Origin of the sequence: Limosilactobacillus sp. (assembly GCF_040772465.1) — a bacterium.
GTDB lineage: Bacteria > Bacillota > Bacilli > Lactobacillales > Lactobacillaceae > Limosilactobacillus.
This window is the reverse complement of sequence record NZ_JAXGYB010000007.1, coordinates 21134-42865: the sequence shown is the minus strand read 5'-3', so window position 1 is coordinate 42865 and position 21732 is coordinate 21134. Positions and strand designations below refer to the sequence as shown.

Annotated in this window: 14 protein-coding genes; 10 read left to right on the top strand and 4 right to left on the bottom strand. The window is 45.8% G+C overall.

Annotated features, from left to right (window positions below; all coding sequences use genetic code 11):
• Nucleotides 1-3: 3 nt before the first annotated feature.
• From gtfA to AB3114_RS07355, 5 genes are all read left to right on the top strand, one after another.
• Nucleotides 4-1542 (top strand): accessory Sec system glycosyltransferase GtfA, encoded by a 1539-nt coding sequence (gene gtfA / locus AB3114_RS07375; protein WP_367342613.1) that lies wholly within the window; start codon nucleotides 4-6, stop codon nucleotides 1540-1542.
• Nucleotides 1535-2869, top strand: coding sequence for an accessory Sec system glycosylation chaperone GtfB (gtfB, locus tag AB3114_RS07370; RefSeq protein WP_367342612.1), 1335 nt, complete (start codon nucleotides 1535-1537; stop codon nucleotides 2867-2869). Before gtfA ends, gtfB begins: the two co-directional genes overlap by 8 nt.
• A complete protein-coding gene (locus AB3114_RS07365; RefSeq protein ID WP_367342611.1) occupies nucleotides 2862-3053 on the top strand; it encodes a hypothetical protein in 192 nt (63 codons plus the stop codon). The genes gtfB and AB3114_RS07365 overlap by 8 nt, the downstream gene beginning before the upstream one ends.
• Before the next feature lie 576 nt (nucleotides 3054-3629).
• Nucleotides 3630-5696: a serine-rich glycoprotein adhesin gene (locus tag AB3114_RS07360; protein WP_367342610.1), complete on the top strand. Its 2067-nt coding sequence runs from the start codon at nucleotides 3630-3632 to the stop codon at nucleotides 5694-5696.
• A 103-nt stretch (nucleotides 5697-5799) separates the two neighbouring features.
• A complete protein-coding gene (locus AB3114_RS07355) occupies nucleotides 5800-7149 on the top strand; it encodes a transposase (protein WP_169490189.1) in 1350 nt (449 codons plus the stop codon).
• A 390-nt stretch (nucleotides 7150-7539) separates the two neighbouring features.
• Here the strand turns inward: AB3114_RS07355 and AB3114_RS07350 are convergent, their stop codons facing one another.
• Nucleotides 7540-12741, bottom strand: coding sequence for a hypothetical protein (locus AB3114_RS07350; protein WP_367342609.1), 5202 nt, complete (start codon nucleotides 12739-12741; stop codon nucleotides 7540-7542).
• Nucleotides 12742-12865: 124 nt separating this feature from the next.
• On the opposite strand from AB3114_RS07350, the gene AB3114_RS07345 reads away from it, so the two are divergent.
• From AB3114_RS07345 to AB3114_RS07330, 4 genes are all read left to right on the top strand, one after another.
• The gene (locus AB3114_RS07345) at nucleotides 12866-13225 is read left to right on the top strand and encodes an LPXTG cell wall anchor domain-containing protein (protein ID WP_367342608.1); all 360 of its coding nucleotides are present in this window, start codon (nucleotides 12866-12868) and stop codon (nucleotides 13223-13225) included.
• A 150-nt stretch (nucleotides 13226-13375) separates the two neighbouring features.
• Entirely contained in the window at nucleotides 13376-14206 is an 831-nt protein-coding gene (locus AB3114_RS07340; protein ID WP_367342607.1) for an exodeoxyribonuclease III, read from the top strand.
• 148 nt (nucleotides 14207-14354) lie between these two features.
• On the top strand, nucleotides 14355-15035 hold the full coding sequence (locus AB3114_RS07335; protein ID WP_367342606.1) for a matrixin family metalloprotease: 681 nt from the start codon (nucleotides 14355-14357) through the stop codon (nucleotides 15033-15035).
• Between the two features lie 117 nt (nucleotides 15036-15152).
• Complete coding sequence (locus tag AB3114_RS07330; RefSeq protein WP_367342605.1) at nucleotides 15153-16172, top strand: glycosyltransferase family 2 protein; 1020 nt, start codon at nucleotides 15153-15155, stop codon at nucleotides 16170-16172.
• A 56-nt stretch (nucleotides 16173-16228) separates the two neighbouring features.
• On the opposite strand, the gene AB3114_RS07325 is transcribed toward AB3114_RS07330, so the two are convergent.
• Genes AB3114_RS07325 through AB3114_RS07315 form a run of 3 tightly spaced genes read right to left on the bottom strand, consistent with a single transcriptional unit; the run spans nucleotide 16229 to nucleotide 19147 of the window.
• Nucleotides 16229-17101, bottom strand: a complete 873-nt coding sequence (locus AB3114_RS07325; protein ID WP_367342604.1) for a LysR family transcriptional regulator — start codon at nucleotides 17099-17101, stop codon at nucleotides 16229-16231.
• Nucleotides 17094-18440 carry an ATP-binding protein gene (locus AB3114_RS07320; RefSeq protein ID WP_367342603.1) on the bottom strand — a complete coding sequence of 449 codons (1347 nt, stop codon included), beginning with the start codon at nucleotides 18438-18440 and terminating at the stop codon, nucleotides 17094-17096. The genes AB3114_RS07325 and AB3114_RS07320 overlap by 8 nt, the downstream gene beginning before the upstream one ends.
• A complete protein-coding gene (locus tag AB3114_RS07315; RefSeq protein ID WP_367342602.1) occupies nucleotides 18440-19147 on the bottom strand; it encodes a LytR/AlgR family response regulator transcription factor in 708 nt (235 codons plus the stop codon). The genes AB3114_RS07320 and AB3114_RS07315 overlap by 1 nt, the downstream gene beginning before the upstream one ends.
• A gap of 167 nt (nucleotides 19148-19314) precedes the next feature.
• Between AB3114_RS07315 and AB3114_RS07310 the strand changes: the two genes are divergently transcribed.
• Nucleotides 19315-21732, top strand: coding sequence for a glycoside hydrolase family 3 C-terminal domain-containing protein (locus AB3114_RS07310; RefSeq protein ID WP_367342601.1), 2418 nt, complete (start codon nucleotides 19315-19317; stop codon nucleotides 21730-21732).

Below are 21732 nucleotides of genomic sequence, written 5' to 3'. Positions count from 1 at the left end.
ATTATGACAATTTATAATGTCAATTTAGGGATTGGCTGGGCCAGCAGTGGGGTTGAATATGCCCAGGCTTACCGTGCCCAATCTTTGCGTCAAAATAAAATGGATGCTAAGTTTATTTTTTCTGATCTTATTTTGGCTAACAATATTGAAGCAATGACGAAAAACTTGGGATTTACTGATGATCAGATTATCTGGTTCTACAATTTCTTTACTGACGTCAAAATTGCTCCATCAACGTATTCTTTAAAACAACTGGAACAAGATTTGAATTTAGGCCAGCATCACGTTGATAAGAAATTTGATCGTGGTGATGAAACAGTATATCAACTCTCTGATGAGCAGCTCGAAGTAGCTGTCCGGATGGTCAACCGTGACAAGCAGACATTAGATCAGGTGTCCTATGTTGTAAACGGCGTGATGGTTAAGCGCGACTTTTATTCTTATACCAAATATGCCAGTGAATACTACAATGGCGACAAGAATAATAACCACGTTACTTTCCGTGAATTCTATAACGAGAATGGCCAAGTGGCCTATACGGAATATCTGAATGACAATAATGGGGAAACTTTTGAATTTCCTGACCACCAGATTTTCTATTCGAAGAACGAATTGTATTTGGAAATGATAAAGCGGCTTAATTTCCAGGATGGGGATGTTATCATTCTGGACCGGATGGATGAAAGTAAGGGACTGAATAATGGTCAGCTGATTTTTGAACATCATAATCCAGCTAAGCTGATGGTTGTTGTCCATGCTGATCATTATGACAAACACTATACCGATGAGCATCATATCCTCTGGAATAACTTTTACGAGTACCAATTTACTCACACCGCGGATGTAGCCAGTTTTGTAGTGGCAACTGATGCACAACGTGATTTATTACTCAAGCAGCAAAAGCATTATTATGACTTGCAACCCCGTGTTGACACCATTCCTGTTGGTAGCTTAGATCAATTGCGGCGCCCCAAGGATAAGCGCAAGTCGCATTCACTCATCACAGCTTCACGCTTGGCCAGTGAAAAGCACATTGACTGGTTGATTAAAGCAGTGGCTTCTGCGCATAAGCAAGTTGCTGATGTTACTTTGGATATCTATGGTCAAGGCAGTGAACAGGGACACTTACAACAATTGATCAGCCAGTTTAATGCCGGTTCTTATATCCACTTGATGGGCCAACATGATTTAACCGATGTCTACACCAAGTATGATGCTTATATTGCTGCTTCAACGAGTGAAGGTTTTGGTCTGAGTTTGCTGGAAGCTGTTGGGTCTGGGTTGCCAATGATTGGCTTTGATGTTCCTTATGGCAACCAAACTTTCATTGATGATGGACAAAATGGCTACCGTTTGCCTTACGTTGAGGATTGGTCAGATCAGAAGAAGGTTGATGTTTTAAGTCAGGCTACGGTAAAACTATTCACTGAAGCAGATTTGAAACAGTTTAGTCAGCATTCGTATAATTTGGCTGAACCATACCTGACAGATAATGTTGCTAAACGCTGGAGCCAAGTTTTGGGGGAAATAGAAAATGCTTAATCTATTCGAAACGTTTGATCAGGCTTCGCTTGATTTCTTAAACTCGCAAAAGATTACTAATATCAAAGTGCCAACGGTGGTTTTAAATGATGATGGTTTCTTGCCGCAAGACGTGGATTCTCCGGTTCAATATTATTGTGAGCTACCCACTAACGGGCAACCAATGTATTTTGATCAGTTACCAATCCCACGTTATTGGAAAATAAATGCCAACAGTACTGGAGCCCAAGTCTATGATGTGGCTAAAAAACGGGCTGACGTGGTATTCAGCGCTAATGACAATAGCCGATTTGTTAAGGAAGTTCACTGGTTAAATAACGATGGCAAAATCAATTGGGTAGATCATTATGATCAACATGGTCAATACTTTGCCAAAACTTACTACCATAACAATCAACCAGTTTTGCGTCGTTATTATAATCGGCAAGGTCAAAAGGTAATTGAGCATAATTTACGGATAGATGATGTGTTCTTGAGCTTTAAAGGTAATCAACGCCATTTCGCTAGCTTCAATGACTTGGTTGTCAATTACCTTCAAGAATGTAACTACAATTTAGACCATGTCTTTTACAACACACTTAACAAGACAATGGCGGTTAGTTTACGCTTGCCGGCTGGTGGATCAGACACATTGTTGTGGCATGAAAAGATTAACGGCAACGAAATTCCGGGAAACATGCAGTACTTGATGGATAATCAGACGCGTACTAAGCACGTTATTTTTCAAAATTACCGGGACTGGCAACGGCACTCTGATTTTCTTCCGGATGACACCGGTAATGTCGATGTGAATTATTTAGGATTCGTTTATCCTCATCCGCGGAGTAATAATTTGCGGCCAACTGCCTTGATTTTGACTAACTCTGACGACTTGGAGCAATTGGATCAGCTGACGACATTGTTGCCAAACGTTACTTTTAATGTAGCGGCAGTAACGGAGATGTCTGAAAAATTGTTGGCGTTTGGGGATCGTGCCAATGTTAATCTGTACCCAACAGTTAGTTCTAAGCGGACAAAACAATTGATTAAGGATTGTGATGTCTATTTTGATATCAATCGTGGGAATGAGATCTTGGATGCAGTACGTGGTGCTTTCGAACAAAACATGCTGATTGTTGGATTCAAGGATACGTTACACCGTCCACAATTGGTAGCACCAGAAAATGTCTATCAGGCCAGTGATGTGCGTAATATGGCCCAAAAAGTGCTAACCGCATTAGTTAAACCAGCATTGATGAAAAAGCTGATCGATCAGCAACGTTTAATGGCATCGGATACACTGACTGATGACTTTAAAAAGGGAATGGAAGTGCTGATGCATGACTGATAAAGATGAACAACACAAACCTAGTTTGGTTGAACGCCATGCAATGGGCAAGCTAGATAAGGTGCAAGAAGAAAAACAGCGTCCCTATAAGAAGCATAAGAGTGATTTTCACTTTTCTAGTATTATTATGGGTTTAGTGTTTTTGATTGTTTTAGTGACGATGTTGATTGGGATTATTAAATAGAGTTTGATAGCATTAGAAACAATGAGTCATCCGTTCAGGGTGGCTCATTGTTTGATTGATCACCTTTTATCTTGCCGAGCTGTAATGATGAAAGATATCAATGAGTAGTTTTTGTTATATATTGATAAATAACATAAAAATAAATCTCGATATTATTTAAAAAATGTAGGATTACTAGAAAAGTAGAAAAGTGCTTCATTTATCAGCATATTATTATAAGCTAAAAATAGTATTTAAAATTAGACCATTTATCAGCAAATGCTGAACAATAAAAGTAATTCCAAAATACAAATAATTATTATCGTGTTATAAAGAGAACAGACATATGATATTAATTATATTAAGTAAAAATAATGATATACCATTGTGAACAGTACTGCTTAGCAGTTGATTTATATTTTCCAATTGATTATTATGTAAATGTTCAAACCATTAGATAGCTTTTTCGGTTGATAATCATTTATTGAAAGATAATTGTTTACTAATTGATAAATATGATGGGTTAGCACAAAAAAGTTATTTATCAGAATGGTTCTTCAATATTCATGAATGATGCAGCTACTAGGAGGCAGGTTTATGTCAAAGAATAATCAACAATCTAATAGGGAACAGGATAGTAACCGGGTTAAGCTTTTCAAAACTCACCAAGGTTGGATGAGCTGCTTAACTCGTTTCTTTAAAGTTTTTGAAGGTAAGGATGCTAAGCAGGTTAAACCAGAACAGGTTTTTGACCGCGATGCTCTGAGTAACTCGAAAGTCAGCAGCACATTAAGCAGTTACACCAAGGGGGCGGCTGCGATTGCTGCTATGCTGGGTGCAGGTGCTTTAGGTACTGGTGCTATGAGCACGCAGGTTCACGCCGCAACTACTAATGCTGACACTCAGGGTTCAACAGTTGTTGGTTCTAACACTACTAGTGCTTCAACTTCCACCAGCACTGCTTCAACTTCAGGTTCAACAAGCAACGCTTCAACCTCTACTTCACAGAGTGGTTCCACTTCAACTTCTGGTTCACACAGTCATTCCACTTCAACCAGTGGTTCAACGAGTACTTCTGGCTCAGGCTCCACTTCAACCAGTGGTTCAACGAGCACTTCTGGTTCAGGTTCCACTTCAACCAGTGGTTCAACGAGCACTTCTGGTTCAGGTTCCACTTCAACCTCAGGTTCAACCAGTACTTCAGGTTCCACTTCATTAAGTGGTAACAGCAGCACTTCAATTGCTGAAAACGGTACTGCTACCACGACGTTGGATACAGCAAGTATTGCAGCTAATACAACTGACCTGAAGAACGCGGCAGTAAGTTTAATATCAACTGACACTGTTGCACGTCACGTTTCCACTGAAAAGGAATTCGAAGACGCAATGAAGGACAGTACCGTTACAAATATTGTCCTTGACAATAACATTGATATTCCTACTGCAATTCAATTTAGTGATAATATCAGTCGAACTAAAGTTATTGATGGTCAGGGTAAGTACTACATTAACGCCAATAATACTGCAGATGGCGGGATCTTTGTTAACAACAGCCTGACTACTACTACAACAAACCTGACATTCAAGAACATTACGCTGTACGACCAATCATGGTATGGCTTTGTTCACATGAACACGATGGGCACAGATAATGTGACCTATGATAATGTAACTGCTTACGGTGGTACGCTGGTTTGGAGCCAAACTCACCAAGGTGTTAAGTCATTTACAATGGCTGGCCACACGACGATGAACAGTGTTTCGTCATACACAGTTGGTGGTAAGACTTATGCAACCAACACGTTTAGTATGTTCACACACAATCCTAACGGCACCAAGACCGCAGCTATCTATGTTTCCAATAACGTAACGGTTGCCGATAATGCTAATGTCAACATTGCCAACTCTAATGCCGACATTGATGTTTGGATGATTGCTGACAATGTTAACGTTACTCATGCTGCTAAATTTACTGTTGGTCAAAATGCACGTCTGACCATGGCCAATGAAAACCGCGCCGCCTTCAACGTTAAGATGGATGGCATTGCGAGCGATTCATTTACTGTAGCTAAAAATGCTACTGTACACATGAATGCCCTGGTTGATAACATTCGTATTTTACCTGCTGATAATAATGGTAACCTTGACCAAACCGCTACTGTCGATTTTGCTAAGGGTTCTGATGTTGAATTAACTACTAGTACCGGTTCGAACATCCGTATGGGTGCAGCTACTGGAGATGCTAAGCATATTGGAACAAACACGGTTAACTTTAATGGTAAAGCAACGTTAACAAAGCTTAGCGGTGGCAGCGAAATTAGTTTTGACGGTAATGCCACTAAAGGTAACATTGAATTCACTGCAGCTCCGGCATGGAAGAGCACTGGTTCTGTTTCATTCAAGCCAGGTTCAAACGTTACATTAATTGCGGATGGTAATGGTTCTAACATTGCTACTTCTTACGGTAACCAGTCGGTCGATGTTAATATCAATGACCCTGAACGGGTAACGTTAAACACTGACAAACTTACTGGCACTGACGGGTACGCATACAATGCCAATCCAAAGATCAACGTTAATGTTCAAAATGCTAACATTGCTGTAAATAACAATCCATTTACTAATGTTATTAGTCTGAAACTTGAAAGCCCTGAATTGCAATGAAATCATTGTGGTTCAGGGCTTTTGGACGAAAAAAATAAAAAACGCAAGAACTCTTACGCTATACTTTAAGTGTCAAAATCAAAGTAGAAAAGAGTCTTGCGCTATGCAAATTATAAACCATTTCAGTACTGAAAACGATTCTCAAAACATTATTTCTCACTTCTTAAGCCTAATTGGTCTAGCTAAGCTAACTCACAGGGTGAATTTTAAGCGTCACTCATTATGTTCATTGAAAATGATCGTAGCTTGGTTAATGACAGCTCATTTTGAGCGTCTTTCGATCAATCGTGCTCATCCAGATTGCCATTTTACCCCAAGAACGGCACGGAATGTTTTGAATGATGGCCGTATTAACTGGCAGAAATTAGTCTGTTTAGTAGCGATTCAATTAATTCGCATCTTAACCCCGTTTATTGATGGTCGACGTCGTTTGGCATTAGTGCTTGATGATACTCTGTTAGCACGTCGTTGGTCCCAAAAGACTGAATTATTAGCCAAGACCTATGACCACGATAAGCACGAGTATGTAAATGGTTACCGTGGCTTAACTCTCGGTTGGAGTGATGGTAATACTTTTTTGCCTATTAATTTTGCTTTAATGTCAACTCACCAGCCTGCTAATCTGATTGGATGCTTAGCGCAGATTACTGACCAACGTCAAATTGCCGGTCAAAGAAGGGCTCAAGCTCAACGCCCAATGAACCAAGTGGCTCTAGAATTGATTAGACAAGCGCAAACACTAGGCGTGTCAGCTAAATACGTCCTTTTTGATTCTTGGTACAGTTCGCCGAAGATGTTTTGGCAACTCGCTCAGCTTCAGCTTTTTGGTGTGGGTATGCTCAAACGCAGCGCAAAAGTCTATTATCGATATCGTGGTCGTCACTATAGCATTAAGGGTCTTTATCAACGTTTAGCAGCTTCTAAAATGAATTGTCGGCATCACTATCTTTACAGCAGTGTCATTCAAGCCCAATATCATGGCCATCAGTTTCCGCTAAAAGTGGTTTTTGTATCCAAAAAGGGGCACCGTCAGGACTACCTAGTTTTAGCGACCACTAACTTAGCTATGCGGCCAGAAGAAATCATTCAATTGTACGGACGCCGCTGGCAAATTGAGACCTATTTCAAAGCTGCTAAGCAGTATTTAGCTCTTAATCGATCACAAATTCAAAGTTACGACGGTCAATGTGGTTATATTGCCGTCACCATGATTACTTATGACTTATTGGCTTGGCAAGAACGACTTAATACTGATGATCGCACAATTGGTGGACTCTTTTACATTATGAATCAAGCACTGCCAGATATTCGTTTTATGGACGCATTGGTCTACTTATTTCATGAACTGGGTCGAGCTGAGCTCAGCCTAACTGATCACATTGATAACATCATTAATCGATTCATAGCTCAGTTGCCAATAACGATCCAAAAAGCATTGAATACTGGCATCTAAAAGTCTAATTTAGGCTGAGAAAAGCCGAAGCTGACGCAGCTCCGGCTAGTTTTCGTGCTTTCAAGTTTCAGTTATTAGTAGTAACAAGACAGTCATCACCAGCACGAGTGATGTTACGACTGGTTCTGTTTCATTAGCATCCAACTCAACGAGCTTTGCTAATGAAAGTGAAGCAAATAGTGCTTCACTCAGTTTCAGCATTGCAAGTTCTACTGCAAGCAGTCAATTAAATGCTGTTGATACTAACAGCACTAGCACGGTTATTTACCAAGGTAGTACAGTTGTTTCTGAATCTACTTCAGTTTCGACTTCTAATAGTACCTCTGTTTCAGTAAGCAATAGCCAATCTGGATCAGTAAGTGCAAGTCAATCAGGCTCTGTTAGTGCAAGTCAGTCAGGTTCCGTTTCAATTTCTGAATCTAATTCAACTTCTACATCTGAAAGCAATTCGTTAAGTGTTAGTGAGTCTAACTCAGTATCTACATCAGAGAGCAATTCAGTATCTACTTCTGAATCCAACTCAGTATCATCTAGCGAAAGCAACTCAGTGAGCGCATCTGAATCTAATTCAGTATCTGCATCTGAGAGCAACTCAGTCAGCGCAAGTGAATCCAACTCAGTATCTGCATCTGAAAGCAATTCAGTAAGTGCTTCCGAATCCAACTCAGTATCAGCTAGCGAAAGCAACTCAGTGAGCGCATCTGAATCTAACTCAGTATCAGCTAGCGAAAGCAATTCAGTAAGTGCTTCCGAATCCAACTCAGTATCTGCATCTGAAAGCAACTCAGTGAGCGCATCTGAATCCAACTCAGTATCCGCAAGCGAGAGCAATTCCGTAAGTGCTAGTGAATCCAACTCCGTATCAGCAAGCGAAAGCAACTCAGTAAGTGCTTCTGAATCTAACTCCGTATCAGCATCTGAGAGCAATTCAGTATCTGCTTCCGAATCTAACTCCGTATCAGCTAGTGAAAGCAATTCAGTAAGTGCATCTGAATCCAACTCAGTATCAGCTAGTGAAAGCAATTCAGTAAGTGCATCTGAATCCAACTCAGTATCAGCTAGCGAAAGCAATTCAGTAAGTGCTTCCGAATCTAATTCAGTATCAGCATCTGAGAGCAATTCAGTATCTGCTTCCGAATCCAACTCGGTATCAGCATCTGAAAGCAACTCAGTGAGCGCATCTGAAAGCAACTCAGTATCCGCCAGCGAGAGCAACTCCGTAAGCGCATCTGAATCCAACTCGGTATCCGCATCTGAGAGCAACTCGGTAAGTGCATCTGAATCCAATTCCGTATCCGCCAGCGAGAGCAACTCAGTCAGTGCTTCCGAATCTAACTCCGTATCAGCAAGCGAAAGCAACTCAGTCAGTGCATCTGAATCCAACTCAGTATCAGCTAGCGAAAGCAACTCAGTCAGCGCATCCGAATCCAACTCCGTATCCGCCAGCGAGAGCAATTCAGTAAGTGCTAGTGAATCTAATTCGGTATCTGCATCTGAAAGCAACTCAGTGAGCGCATCTGAATCCAACTCGGTATCTACTTCTGAAAGCAATTCTGTAAGTGCTAGCGAATCCAACTCGGTATCCGCCAGCGAGAGCAATTCAGTCAGTGCATCTGAATCCAACTCGGTATCCGCATCTGAGAGCAACTCGGTAAGTGCATCTGAATCCAACTCCGTATCAGCTAGTGAGAGCAACTCAGTAAGTGCATCTGAATCCAACTCGGTATCCGCATCTGAGAGCAACTCAGTAAGCAATGCATCTGAATCTGTAAGTGCATCTGAATCTAACTCAGTATCCGCAAGCGAAAGCAACTCAGTAAGTGCTTCTGAATCTAACTCAGTATCAGCATCTGAGAGCAATTCAGTATCTGCTTCCGAATCTAACTCAGTATCAGCATCTGAAAGCAATTCAGTAAGTGCTAGCGAAAGCAACTCAGTCAGTGCTAGTGAATCCAACTCCGTATCAGCTAGTGAAAGCAACTCGGTAAGTGCTAGTGAATCTAACTCGGTATCCGCTAGTGAGAGCAATTCAGTAAGTGCTAGTGAATCCAATTCCGTATCCGCAAGCGAGAGCAACTCAGTCAGTGCTTCCGAATCTAATTCAGTATCAGCATCAGAGAGTAACTCAGTCAGTGCTTCTGAATCCAACTCAGTATCCGCAAGCGAGAGCAACTCAGTCAGTGCTAGTGAATCCAACTCAGTATCTGCCAGCGAGAGCAATTCAGTAAGTGCATCTGAATCCAACTCCGTATCAGCTAGTGAGAGTAATTCAGTAAGCAATGCATCTGAATCTGTAAGTGCATCTGAATCTAACTCGGTATCAGCTAGCGAATCTAACTCAGTATCAGCATCTGAGAGCAATTCAGTAAGTGCTAGCGAATCTAACTCCGTATCAGCTAGTGAAAGCAACTCAGTAAGTGCTAGCGAATCTAACTCGGTTTCTGCCAGCGAGAGCAACTCAGTCAGCGCATCTGAATCCAACTCAGTATCAGCATCTGAGAGCAATTCAGTCAGTGCATCTGAATCCAACTCAGTATCCGCAAGCGAAAGCAATTCAGTATCTGCTTCCGAATCCAACTCGGTATCCGCAAGTGAGAGCAACTCAGTGAGCGCATCCGAATCTAACTCGGTATCAGCTAGCGAAAGCAACTCAGTCAGCGCATCTGAATCCAACTCAGTATCAGCATCTGAGAGCAATTCAGTATCTGCTTCCGAATCTAACTCAGTATCCGCAAGCGAAAGCAACTCAGTCAGCGCCAGCGAGAGCAATTCCGTAAGTGCTAGTGAATCCAACTCAGTATCAGCATCAGAGAGCAATTCAGTAAGTGCTAGCGAATCTAACTCAGTATCAGCTAGTGAGAGCAACTCAGTAAGTGCTAACGAATCTAACTCGGTTTCTGCCAGCGAGAGCAACTCAGTCAGTGCTTCCGAATCTAATTCAGCATCAGAGAGCAACTCAGTGAGTGCATCTGAATCCAACTCAGTATCCGCAAGCGAGAGCAACTCAGTCAGTGCTAGTGAATCCAACTCAGTATCTGCCAGCGAGAGCAATTCAGTAAGTGCTTCTGAATCCAACTCGGTATCAGCTAGTGAGAGTAATTCAGTAAGCAATGCATCTGAATCTGTAAGTGCATCTGAATCTAACTCGGTATCAGCTAGCGAATCCAACTCAGTATCAGCATCTGAGAGCAATTCAGTAAGTGCTAGTGAATCTAACTCAGTATCAGCTAGCGAAAGCAACTCAGTCAGTGCATCCGAATCCAACTCGGTATCCGCAAGCGAAAGCAACTCAGTGAGCGCATCTGAATCTAACTCAGTATCAGCATCTGAAAGCAATTCAGTAAGCGCATCTGAATCCAACTCAGTATCAGCATCTGAGAGCAATTCAGTAAGTGCTAGTGAATCTAACTCAGTATCAGCTAGCGAAAGCAACTCAGTGAGCGCATCTGAATCTAACTCAGTATCAGCTAGCGAAAGCAACTCAGTCAGCGCATCTGAATCCAACTCAGTATCAGCATCTGAGAGCAACTCAGTAAGTGCTAGCGAATCCAACTCAGTATCCGCAAGCGAAAGCAACTCGGTATCCGCTTCTGAAAGCAATTCAGTAAGCGCATCTGAATCCAACTCAGTATCAGCATCTGAGAGCAATTCAGTAAGTGCTAGTGAATCTAACTCAGTATCAGCTAGTGAAAGCAATTCAGTAAGTGCATCTGAATCCAACTCAGTATCCGCAAGCGAGAGCAACTCAGTCAGTGCTTCTGAATCTAACTCAGTATCAGCTAGTGAAAGCAATTCAGTAAGTGCATCTGAATCCAACTCAGTATCCGCAAGCGAGAGCAACTCAGTCAGTGCTAGTGAATCCAACTCAGTATCTGCCAGCGAGAGCAATTCAGTAAGTGCTAGTGAATCCAACTCGGTATCCGCCAGCGAAAGCAACTCGGTAAGTGCTTCCGAATCTAACTCAGTATCAGCTAGCGAAAGCAACTCCGTAAGTGCTAGCGAATCCAACTCGGTATCCGCAAGCGAGAGCAACTCAGTAAGTGCATCCGAATCCAACTCGGTATCTGCTTCTGAGAGCAACTCAGTGAGCGCATCTGAATCTAACTCAGTATCAGCTAGTGAAAGCAACTCGGTAAGTGCTTCCGAATCTAACTCAGTATCAGCATCTGAGAGCAACTCAGTCAGTGCATCTGAATCCAATTCAGTATCAGCTAGTGAAAGCAACTCAGTAAGCGCATCTGAATCCAATTCAGTATCCGCAAGCGAAAGCAACTCGGTAAGCGCATCTGAATCTAACTCAGTATCAGCTAGTGAAAGCAATTCAGTATCTGCTTCCGAATCTAACTCAGTATCAGCTAGTGAGAGCAACTCGGTAAGTGCTAGCGAATCCAACTCAGTATCAGCATCTGAGAGCAACTCAGTAAGTGCATCTGAATCTAATTCAGTATCCGCAAGCGAAAGCAACTCAGTTAGTGCATCTGAATCTAACTCAGTATCCGCAAGTGAAAGCAATTCAGTAAGCGCCAGCGAGAGCAACTCCGTAAGTGCTAGCGAATCTAACTCAGTAAGCGCAAGCGAGAGCAATTCAGTATCTGCTTCCGAATCTAACTCGGTATCAGCTAGCGAAAGCAACTCGGTAAGTGCATCTGAATCCAACTCGGTATCCGCATCTGAGAGCAACTCAGTAAGTGCTTCTGAATCTAACTCGGTATCAGCTAGTGAGAGTAATTCAGTCAGTGCTTCCGAATCTAACTCAGTATCCGCTAGCGAAAGCAACTCAGTGAGCGCATCTGAATCTAACTCAGTATCAGCTAGTGAAAGCAACTCGGTAAGTGCTTCCGAATCTAACTCAGTGAGCGCATCTGAAAGCAATTCAGTCAGCGCTTCTGAATCCAACTCGGTATCCGCAAGCGAGAGTAATTCAGTCAGTGCTTCCGAATCTAACTCAGTATCCGCTAGCGAGAGTAATTCAGTAAGCGCCAGCGAGAGCAACTCGGTAAGTGCATCTGAATCTAACTCGGTATCTGCTTCTGAGAGCAATTCAGTAAGTGCATCTGAATCTAACTCAGTATCCGCTTCTGAAAGCAATTCGGTAAGTGCTTCCGAATCTAATTCAGTATCCGTATCTGAGAGCAACTCGGTAAGTGCATCTGAATCCAACTCGGTATCTGCATCTGAGAGCAACTCAGTCAGCGCATCTGAATCCAACTCAGTATCCGCAAGCGAGAGCAACTCAGTCAGTGCTAGCGAATCCAACTCGGTATCAGCATCTGAGAGCAATTCAGTATCTGCTTCCGAATCCAACTCAGTATCAGCATCTGAAAGCAATTCAGTAAGCGCCAGCGAGAGCAACTCAGTCAGTGCTAGCGAATCTAACTCAGTGTCCGCATCTGAGAGCAATTCAGTAAGCGCCAGCGAATCTAACTCAGTATCCGCTAGTGAGAGCAACTCGGTAAGTGCTAGCGAATCTAACTCGGTATCCGCATCTGAAAGCAACTCGGTAAGTGCTTCCGAATCTAATTCAGTATCAGCTAGTGAGAGCAATTCCGTAAGTGCTTCCGAATCAACTAGTGCATCTAACTCTGGTTCCAACTTGCCAAGCAGCCAGTCTGGTTCTCAGACGAACTCTGAATCTAATAACTCAGGTTCACACTCAACCTCAACCAGCACCAATGTTCCAAGCAGTGCTAGTGAGTCATCCAATAACTCAGAAAGCATGAACATTGATAATGGTTCTGGTGCAGCTAATAACGATAACGGATCAACTAATAACAACGGTAATAATGGTAACAACGGTAACAATGGTAATGGTGGTAATGTTCCATCTGGCAGCACTGCTACGGAAGTTATTACTAACCGTCAACCAGCTGCATCTGTTTCAACTGAAGCTCTGAATGGTGGTAATGGTAATGCGGTTGCTAACCATCCTTCAGCTGCTAGTGAAACTGCAACTAATACCAAGCTTCCACAAACCGGGAATGCTAACCAAAACGGTGGCAAGTTCCTTGCATTAACCGCTCTGGGTGCAATCCTCGGCTTGGGTCTTGGCAAAAAGAAGAATCACGAAGATGACTAAGTAGCAAAATCTCAATTGAGTTGAGAGAAGACTAAAAGAGCAGTTCATGTCTGAAAGGGCATGAGCTGCTTTTTTGGTTTTGGAATCTGCATTTATTGCTTTTACTACGCTATAATAAAAACGTATCATCTTATCAAGGAGTGAAAGAGTTTGAAGTTAATTAGCTGGAACATCGATTCGCTCAACGCTGGGCTCACGGGGACGTCCACGCGGGCCAAGGAAACCCGCACGATCTTTAAATTGATCAACGCCTTGGAACCCGACCTAATCGCTTTTCAGGAAACCAAGCTGCGTAAGGACCCGTTGAAAAAGCACCAAGAGGCATTAGCTGAGTTGTTCCCGGGATACCAATACGTTTGGCGCAGTTCCGTTGAACCGGCCCGCAAGTCATACGCCGGTACGATGTATCTCTATCGTGAAGGATTGAAGCCAAAGGTCACTTATCCTGAAATTGGCGCCCCATCGACGATGGACCAGGAAGGGCGGATCATCACGCTTGAATTTCCGCACTTCTTCGTGACGGAAGTTTACACACCTAACTCTGGCAATGGCCTGAAGCGGCTGGACGATCGTCAGGTGTGGGATGACAAATACCGTGAGTACTTGGCTGGTTTGGCTCAACAGAAACCGGTGATGGCTAGCGGTGACTTCAATTGCGCTCACGAAGAAATCGACCTGGCACACCCATCTAATAATCATCACTCAGCTGGTTTTACTGATGAGGAGCGGGAGCACTTCACAAAACTGTTAGATGCTGGCTTTACAGACAGTTTCCGCCATTTGTACCCAGACAAGAAGGGTGTCTATTCGTGGTTTGCCCAACGGGTACTGACCAGCAAGAAGAACAACTCTGGCTGGCGGATCGACTACTGGCTCGTCAGCAACGACCTCGCCGACAAGATTCAGGATTCCAAGATGATCGATACCGGCGCCCGGCGGGACCACTTGCCGATTGAACTGGACATCGATGTTCAGCCGTAAATCTCACTGATAATCATTATTTTTTGGCATACGCTAACTTCTTAATTGAAAGCACAGAAAGCACCTCATGTGGGGTGCTTTTTAATTGGCATCTGAATAAATTTCGCTACAATTAGTAGTTGGAATAAGAGAGAAGGAGGTGCCTGTCATGCGAATCCAAAAGGCTATCTGGGTGAGCCTGGCCATTAGTTGCTTACTAGCGATCACCACGATTCCGGCCCATGCTGACGATCTTACCAGTAATAGCCAGCCCTACTTTAATTCAGGCAGCCAGACTGACCAGCCAGTGACAGGCAATGAGGAACGCAACGAACCGAAAAAGCCGTTAACAATCCCAACAACGTCACCGGTCCCTCTCGAAGGCTACCGCTGGAAGAGCAGGCGCATTCATATTTACATGGAAACTGACAACCCACAGATACGGGCCGGTTTTCGTGACGCCGTGAAAAAATGGAATCATCCGGGTATCATTCACTTTGTCTGGACAAAGCATCGTTCAAAGGCGCAGGTCATTGCATCCGATGGCGATCTGACTGACACGGCCAATGATCAAACAGTAGGCTACCAAACTTCACAGTTGGGTACGACGGAGACTTCTTATGATCCGCAAAGCCACGCCATGTTACGTGCAACGTCGATTCTCGACTCAGGCACCTTGGCAGGAACGAGCTTGCATTACCGCAGTGAAGTGGCCCAGCATGAGCTCGGTCACGCCCTGGGGCTTGGTCATGCTCAGGAATATCAACATAGTGTGATGGTGCCACGGAATGTACGGACAGGAATTACCAAACAGGATATCCGTAGTGTCCGTCTTTTATATGGAAGGTAGCGCTTCCACAACTTGTGAATGCACATCGACAAGTTGAGCTAGGGGGATGCAATTTGCTTGATGGACCGATATAATAAGTAAGATGTGTTTTCTGAATTAAAAAGGAGAGAAATCGTTTTGGATCAACCAATCCTCAGCATTATTGTGCCATGCTATAACTCAGCAGATTATTTGGATCGCTGTGTTCAATCATTGTTAGCAGGTAACCACAATGTCGAGCTTTTGCTAGTGGACGATGGCTCGACTGACACTACTCCCCAGCTCGTTGATCAATACCAAAGCAAATACCCGAACCGGGTGAAGGCTATCCACCAACCCAATGGGGGCCATGGCCAGGCTATCAATACCGGCCTTGCTAATGCCACCGGTGTTTACCTCAAAGTTGTCGATAGTGATGACTGGCTGGATGCAGCAGCCCTCGATCAGATGATGTCTTTCTTATCCAAGACCGTTGACCAAGGCAACCTGATGGACATGGTGATTGCCAACTTTGTCTTTGACAAGCAAGGTTCTAGTCACAAAAAAGTGATGTCATATCCCCAATTGCCAACTGATCGGGTCTTCGGTTGGGAAGATGTCCGCTTCCCGTTTGGCAAGTATCTCTTGATGCACTCGGTCATTTACCGGACCGCGATGGTGCGCGATGAAGCGAAGTTGCAGTTGCCGAAGCATACTTTCTACGTGGACAATATCTACGTTTTCACGCCGATGATCTACGTTCGCAAGATGTACTACCTGAACATCAACTTGTATCACTACTTCTTGGGGCGCGACGATCAATCGGTTAACGATAGCGTGATGATTTCACGGGCTGACCAGCAACTGAAGGTTAACCGGATCATGTTGCATTTCTTCGTCCAGCACCCAGAACTGGATAAACGCCTGAAGGCCTACCTCAGTAAGTATCTGCAGATCATCACGACCATTACTTCGGTGCTGCTGATCGAACAGAATACTAAGTCGAGTTTACAGGCTAAAAAAGACCTCTGGCACGAGATCAAGGATCTGGACCGCAAACTTTACCACCACTTCCGTCACAGTTCCTTTGGTGTGGCGGTCAATCTACCGGGCAAGGTTGGCCGGAAGATGACGGTCGGCACTTACCGGATGGCTGAAAAATTGTATGGCTTTGAATAAACTGAACACAAAAATACCGCATGGTTGTCAGCGTTCTGCTGAGCCATGCGGTTTTGTTATATCTTCGGCCATTTCTTCGCTAACTGCTTAATCACTGGCTGTAGCCGTTTGCGGTCGCTCTTCAGGTAAGCCGCGTAAAAGGTCATCGTCGCGGCAGGATCGGTGATCGGGATGGTTACGCGGTCGTTGTCTTCTAGCTGGGCATTTTCCGGCGGGTTGAGCGACGTAATGTTGGTGTTGAAATATGGGAAGTTAGAGTAGCGGGTGATTTCGGCGAGGGCGTCCCGCTGCGCCTGGTAAAGGAACTTGGCGTTGGGAATGTGCTCTTGAATCACGTCTTTCCACGGCCCGATGTCTTCGAGGACGACGAAACTCAGACCCTCGAGCTCTTTAAAGGTGACCGACTGTTGGTTGGCCAGGTACATGAACTGGTCGAGGTTGACGGACAGCCGTTCCTGGCCGATGAAGATGGATTCGATATCATCGGTCTGGATTTCCTGGTTGGTGAAAATCAAGGAAAACTTGTGGTTGGTTAGCAAGCTGGGAATGTCTTGCTGGTGCACGAATTTGCTTTCGATTTTGACCGGCGTATCCGCTAGTTGCACTTGCCGCGCCACGAAGATTGGTCCCGGCGCCACGGTGGCGATGTTAATCTGTTGGTGACTGTTATCGTAATTGCGCAGGTTGGTGACGAATTGCTGGTTGTCAGCGAGGAGTTTGCGGGCGCCCCGGACAGCTTCCTGGCCCGTCTTAGTTAACTCAATGCGGTTGGGTTGGCGGTGGAAGAGTTGGACACCCAGTTCATCTTCTAGTTTTTGCATTCCGCGGGTGATTGTCGGTTGGGTCACCATCAGCTTTTCCGCCGTCTTGGCCAGAGTCTTGGTATCGGCAAAAGTGACCAGTTCTTCTAGAAGGTAATAATCAATCATGGGTCTCTTCCTCTCTGTTAGATGTGGCCTTTGCTTCGGCGGGTCGGTTGAACATAACCGTCAATCTGAACCAGTGGTCCTTGATGCCCACCGTCATCGTCCCGTTGTACTTGTGGGCGATGCGGCGGATGCTCTTCAGGCCGTAACCGTGGCGCGATTTGTCACGCTTAGTCGTTTTTGGCAGATCGGTAAAGTCCTGGTTAGCAAGGGTGTAGTTTTCCACTTGGTAGATGATGAAGTTGCCCTTATTGACGATCCGCAGGTTGATCATTCGTTTTTCGGGATCCTTGATCTTTTCCACGCTCTCGGTGGCATTGTCGAGTGAATTACCGAGGAGGCTGCAGAGGTCCATCGTGTTGATCATGTTGAGCAGGGCCCCGTTAGCAATGCAGGTGAAGATGATGTGATGTTGCTTGAAGTAGGCGTTCTTCCGCGTCAGAATGAAGTCGGCGATCTTGTTGCCGGTTTTGACGCCGACGTTGTACATGTGGATGTCCTCCGAAATTTCGTCGAGGTACTGTTGGCGCTTCTTACTGTCGTCTTCCATGGCGAGGACGGTCAGCTGGTGTTTGAGGTCGTGGAAGTGCTGGTTGACCAGCTCGCTACTTTGTTTATATTCCTGGTATTGCTGGTACTGGGATTCCATCATCTGGTTCATCGTCGTCAGGTCGTTGCGCAGGTTGTTGACCATCCGCTGCCGGTCTTCCAGTGTCAGCATCAGTACCCCACAGATGTCGACGAAAGAGCGGATGGTAAAGATGACGGCGGATCCGCCAAAGAAGGTCTGAACGTTGCTGCTGATGAAACCGACGTTGGAGATGGCAAAAACTATCATGGCCGTCAGGGCCGCGACGGCGTCTTCCCGCACCGAAATATTTTCAATTGTGAATTTGCGTTGGGTAAAAAAGAAAAAGGCAAATAAGATTAAGAGATCGACGAGTGACCAGAAAAAGATGATTCCGTTGCCGACACGCAGAGGTAGTAAAGTCATGCACAAAGCCTGCCAGGTGACGGAGGCAAAGGTTTCGGCCAGGACAAAAGCCCGACAGAGGCCGTAGAAAAGGCGACGCCATCCGGCATCCGGAGCGTTAGCGAGAATCGTTAGCAGCATCCAGGCAATATTGATGATGATTCCTAAAATCCAAAAAGCGATCGGCCAGGTGCCACACCAGATCTGCAAAAAGACTTGTCCCAGGAGGCAGGCAACGAGAATCAAAGCGTTGGGCCAGCGCAAACGATGGTGGGTAAACATCAGGACGACCTGGATGCAGGCCAGCCACTCGGCAATGGCGGTGAGTAGACGCGGAATGTTAGGCCAAATTGTGTTGGAAAAAGCCATTATAGTTCCTCCGTTCCCAGGTAATTCGTCAGGTGCTGGAGGAAGTCCTTTTTCCGCGACCGGCTGATCGGCAGGTCAAAGGGACCGACGTGGACGTCGTTGTTGTTAACGCTGGTGACAAGGGCCAGGTTGACCAAGTAGCCATAGTTGCAACGGAAGAAATTCTTGTCCTGGAGTTCCTTTTCCATGTTTTTGAGGCTGCCGATCATGCTGTATTCCTTGTCGTGAAGGTGGAATTTCAGGTAATGACCAGAACTCTCAATATAGTAAAGGTCTTTTAAGGCCACCCGGTGCATCTCGTCGCCGTGACTGACGGTGATGTATTGGTCTTCATTATTTTGCAGACGCGCGCTCAGCTTAGCAAAGTGGGTGGAAAAGCTGAAGTAGGTGATCGGCTTCAACAGAAAATCAGCCGCCTGAACTTCGTAGCCATCGATAGCGTACTGCACGTAGTTAGTTAAAAAGACGATCTGCACTTTTTTATCGTGCTGGCGGACCTTCTTGGCGGCCGTCATCCCGTCCATCACGGGCATCTGCACGTCAAAGTAGATGACGTCGAGGTTGGCCGGGTAGTTGCTGGTGATCTGGACCCCGTCATTAAAAGTGAGCACTTCGATCCCAAGCTGGTGCTCCTTGGCATATCTTTGAATGTACTGATTGAGTTTGGCACGCGCTTTGGCGTCATCTTCGACGATGGCAATCCGCATGGTATCAGCCCTCCTTGCTTACTTATTGTAATTGTAGCACGGCGATAACAGGTTATGGCAATAGAACGACCAACTGTGCGAATTTTATAATAAAGCGTTTTCATTTGAACTAAGATAAATCATGTTCAATGAAGAAGATTTATCTAATAGAAATGAGGCTTAGACTGATGCTAAAAAATCAACAACTGATCGATCAGTTAACGCTCGAACAAAAAGCGGCGCTGATGTCGGGAGCCAACGAATGGCAAACCTTTGGAATTAAAGGAAAATTACCAGCCATCTTTATGTCAGACGGTCCACTGGGCTTGCGAAAACAAGAAGGGGCCGGCGACCACTTGGGTCTAAACGGCAGTGTACCTGCTACCTGTTTCCCGTCACCGGCCGGCTTAGCTAACAGCTGGGATCCGAAAGTCACCCAGATGGTCGGCGAAGCGATCGGTAACGAAGCCAAAGCTCACCAGGTTCAGGTGGTCCTCGGACCTGGTCTGAACATCAAACGCAATCCTCGTTGTGGTCGGAACTTCGAATACGTCAGTGAAGATCCTTATCTCGCCGGCAAGATGGGCGCCGGCATGGTCCGTGGCATCCAGGAAAATGGTACGAAGGCTTGCCCCAAGCACTTCGCGGCCAACAACCAGGAACTGCGGCGGATGGCTTCTAACTCCGTCGTCGACGAACGGACTTTCCGCGAATTGTACACAACGAACTTCGAGATTGCCGTTCGTGAAGGCAAGCCGGGCGCCATCATGACGTCTTACAACCAGATCAACGGTACCTATGCCAACGAAAACGCCCACTTGTTGCAGGATATTCTGCGCAAGGAATGGGGCTTTAAAGGTTACGTTGTCACCGACTGGGGTGGCGACAACGACCACGTGAATGGTATTCAGCACGGCTCCGATTTGGCCATGCCGGGCCAAGGAGTCAACGGTCCGTTGGAATTAGTGAAGGCCGTCAAGGATGGCCGCCTCGATGAAAAGGACTTGGACGCCCGGGTCGACGAACTGATCTCCGCCATCAAGTCATCGACCGCTATGAAGCCGGATGACAAACCGACAATCGACTGGGACCACCAGCACGCCGTTGCCCGCCAGGCAGCTACGAAAACAATTGTTTTGCTGAAGAACGATGATGATGTTCTGCCGCTGGACGGCAAGGAAAAGGTTGCTATCATCGGTGACTTCGCCAAGACCCCACGTTACCAGGGTGCCGGTTCATCACTGGTTAATACGAAGAAACTCGAATCGATCCTCGATCAGCTGCCGGACAGCGGCCTGAATTCAATCGGCTACGCTCGTGGCTACAAGCGGAATAGCGACGCCGATCCGGATCTGGTGGATGAAGCCAAAAAGCTGGCCAGCCAGGCGGACGTCGTCCTCTTCTTCGGGGGCCTCGACGAAATTGCCGAATCGGAAGGGCTCGACCGGCCGACTTTGGACATGCCAGCTAACCAGGTTTCCTTGATCGAAGAACTGGGCAAGTTGGGTAAGCCGGTTGTCGTTTGCCTGTCGGCGGGTTCCAGTGTCACCATGCCGTGGCTCGATTCCGCTACTGCCATCGTCGACGGTTACCTTGGCGGGGAAGCCGGCGCCGGTGCGATGCTCGATGTTCTGACCGGCAAGGTTAACCCGTCCGGGAAATTGGCCGAAACCTATCCGATGAAGTATGCGGACGTGCCGTTTGGGGATGCTTACCCGCAACCGCAGCGCAATTCCTACTATAAGGAAGGATTGTTCGTCGGTTACCGCTACTACCAGACCGCGCAGGTACCGGTTCGCTTCCCATTTGGTTACGGCCTGTCCTACACGACTTTTGATTACGCTAACCTGAAAGTTACGGACCAGGGCGTTGAATTTGACCTGACCAACACCGGGAAGGTCGCTGGTGAAGAAATTGCCGAAATGTACGTTGGCAAGCAGGATACGAATCTCATTCGGCCGGCCCGCGAACTGAAAGGCTTTGCTAAGGTTGCGCTGGAGCCAGGTGAAAGTAAGCACGTCAAGATTGCCTTTGATGACAAGACTTTCCGCTTCTGGGACGTTAAGGCCAACGCATGGCAGGTTGAAGGCGGCACTTATCAGATCATGGTCGGTGCTAGCGTGGCTGACATCAAACTCACTGGCAGCATCGATCGGCAGGGAACTGTTGAGACGGCTCACAATGACCAGTTGGATCCTTATTACAAGTGCCAGCTGGACCAAGTGACTGACCAAACCTTTGCGGCCCTGTACGGCACCGAATTGCCAAGCAACGACTTCCAAAAGGGCCAGGCATTGCAGCGCAACAATACCTTATCTGAATTACGCTTTGCCCGTGGCTGGCTTGGCCGGCGGATCGGCAACATTTTAAAGGGACGCTTGGAGAAGAGTGAACAGGCCGGTAAGCCGGACCTCAACATCCTGTTCCTATACAACATGCCGTTCCGGGCAATGGCCAAGATGACGGAAGGGCAGGTCAGTCTGAAGATGGTTGATGACATGCTAGATGCTGTCAACGGCCACTTCTGGGGCGGCCTGGGTCACCTGATCCACGACTACTTTGCAAATAGTTCTGTACAAAAGAAGACACACATCAAGGAGGACTAA

What these genes read in the sequence shown, in the direction of transcription:
- gtfA (WP_367342613.1), top strand. Translation starts at nt 4, where the DNA reads ATGACAATTTATAATGTCAATTTAGGGATTGGCTGGGCCAGCAGTGGG.
- gtfB (WP_367342612.1), top strand. Translation starts at nt 1,535, where the DNA reads ATGCTTAATCTATTCGAAACGTTTGATCAGGCTTCGCTTGATTTCTTA.
- AB3114_RS07365 (WP_367342611.1), top strand. Translation starts at nt 2,862, where the DNA reads ATGACTGATAAAGATGAACAACACAAACCTAGTTTGGTTGAACGCCAT.
- AB3114_RS07360 (WP_367342610.1), top strand. Translation starts at nt 3,630, where the DNA reads ATGTCAAAGAATAATCAACAATCTAATAGGGAACAGGATAGTAACCGG.
- AB3114_RS07355 (WP_169490189.1), top strand. Translation starts at nt 5,800, where the DNA reads ATGCAAATTATAAACCATTTCAGTACTGAAAACGATTCTCAAAACATT.
- AB3114_RS07345 (WP_367342608.1), top strand. Translation starts at nt 12,866, where the DNA reads ATGAACATTGATAATGGTTCTGGTGCAGCTAATAACGATAACGGATCA.
- AB3114_RS07335 (WP_367342606.1), top strand. Translation starts at nt 14,355, where the DNA reads ATGCGAATCCAAAAGGCTATCTGGGTGAGCCTGGCCATTAGTTGCTTA.
- AB3114_RS07325 (WP_367342604.1), bottom strand. Translation starts at nt 17,101, where the DNA reads ATGATTGATTATTACCTTCTAGAAGAACTGGTCACTTTTGCCGATACC.
- AB3114_RS07320 (WP_367342603.1), bottom strand. Translation starts at nt 18,440, where the DNA reads ATGGCTTTTTCCAACACAATTTGGCCTAACATTCCGCGTCTACTCACC.
- AB3114_RS07315 (WP_367342602.1), bottom strand. Translation starts at nt 19,147, where the DNA reads ATGCGGATTGCCATCGTCGAAGATGACGCCAAAGCGCGTGCCAAACTC.
- AB3114_RS07310 (WP_367342601.1), top strand. Translation starts at nt 19,315, where the DNA reads ATGCTAAAAAATCAACAACTGATCGATCAGTTAACGCTCGAACAAAAA.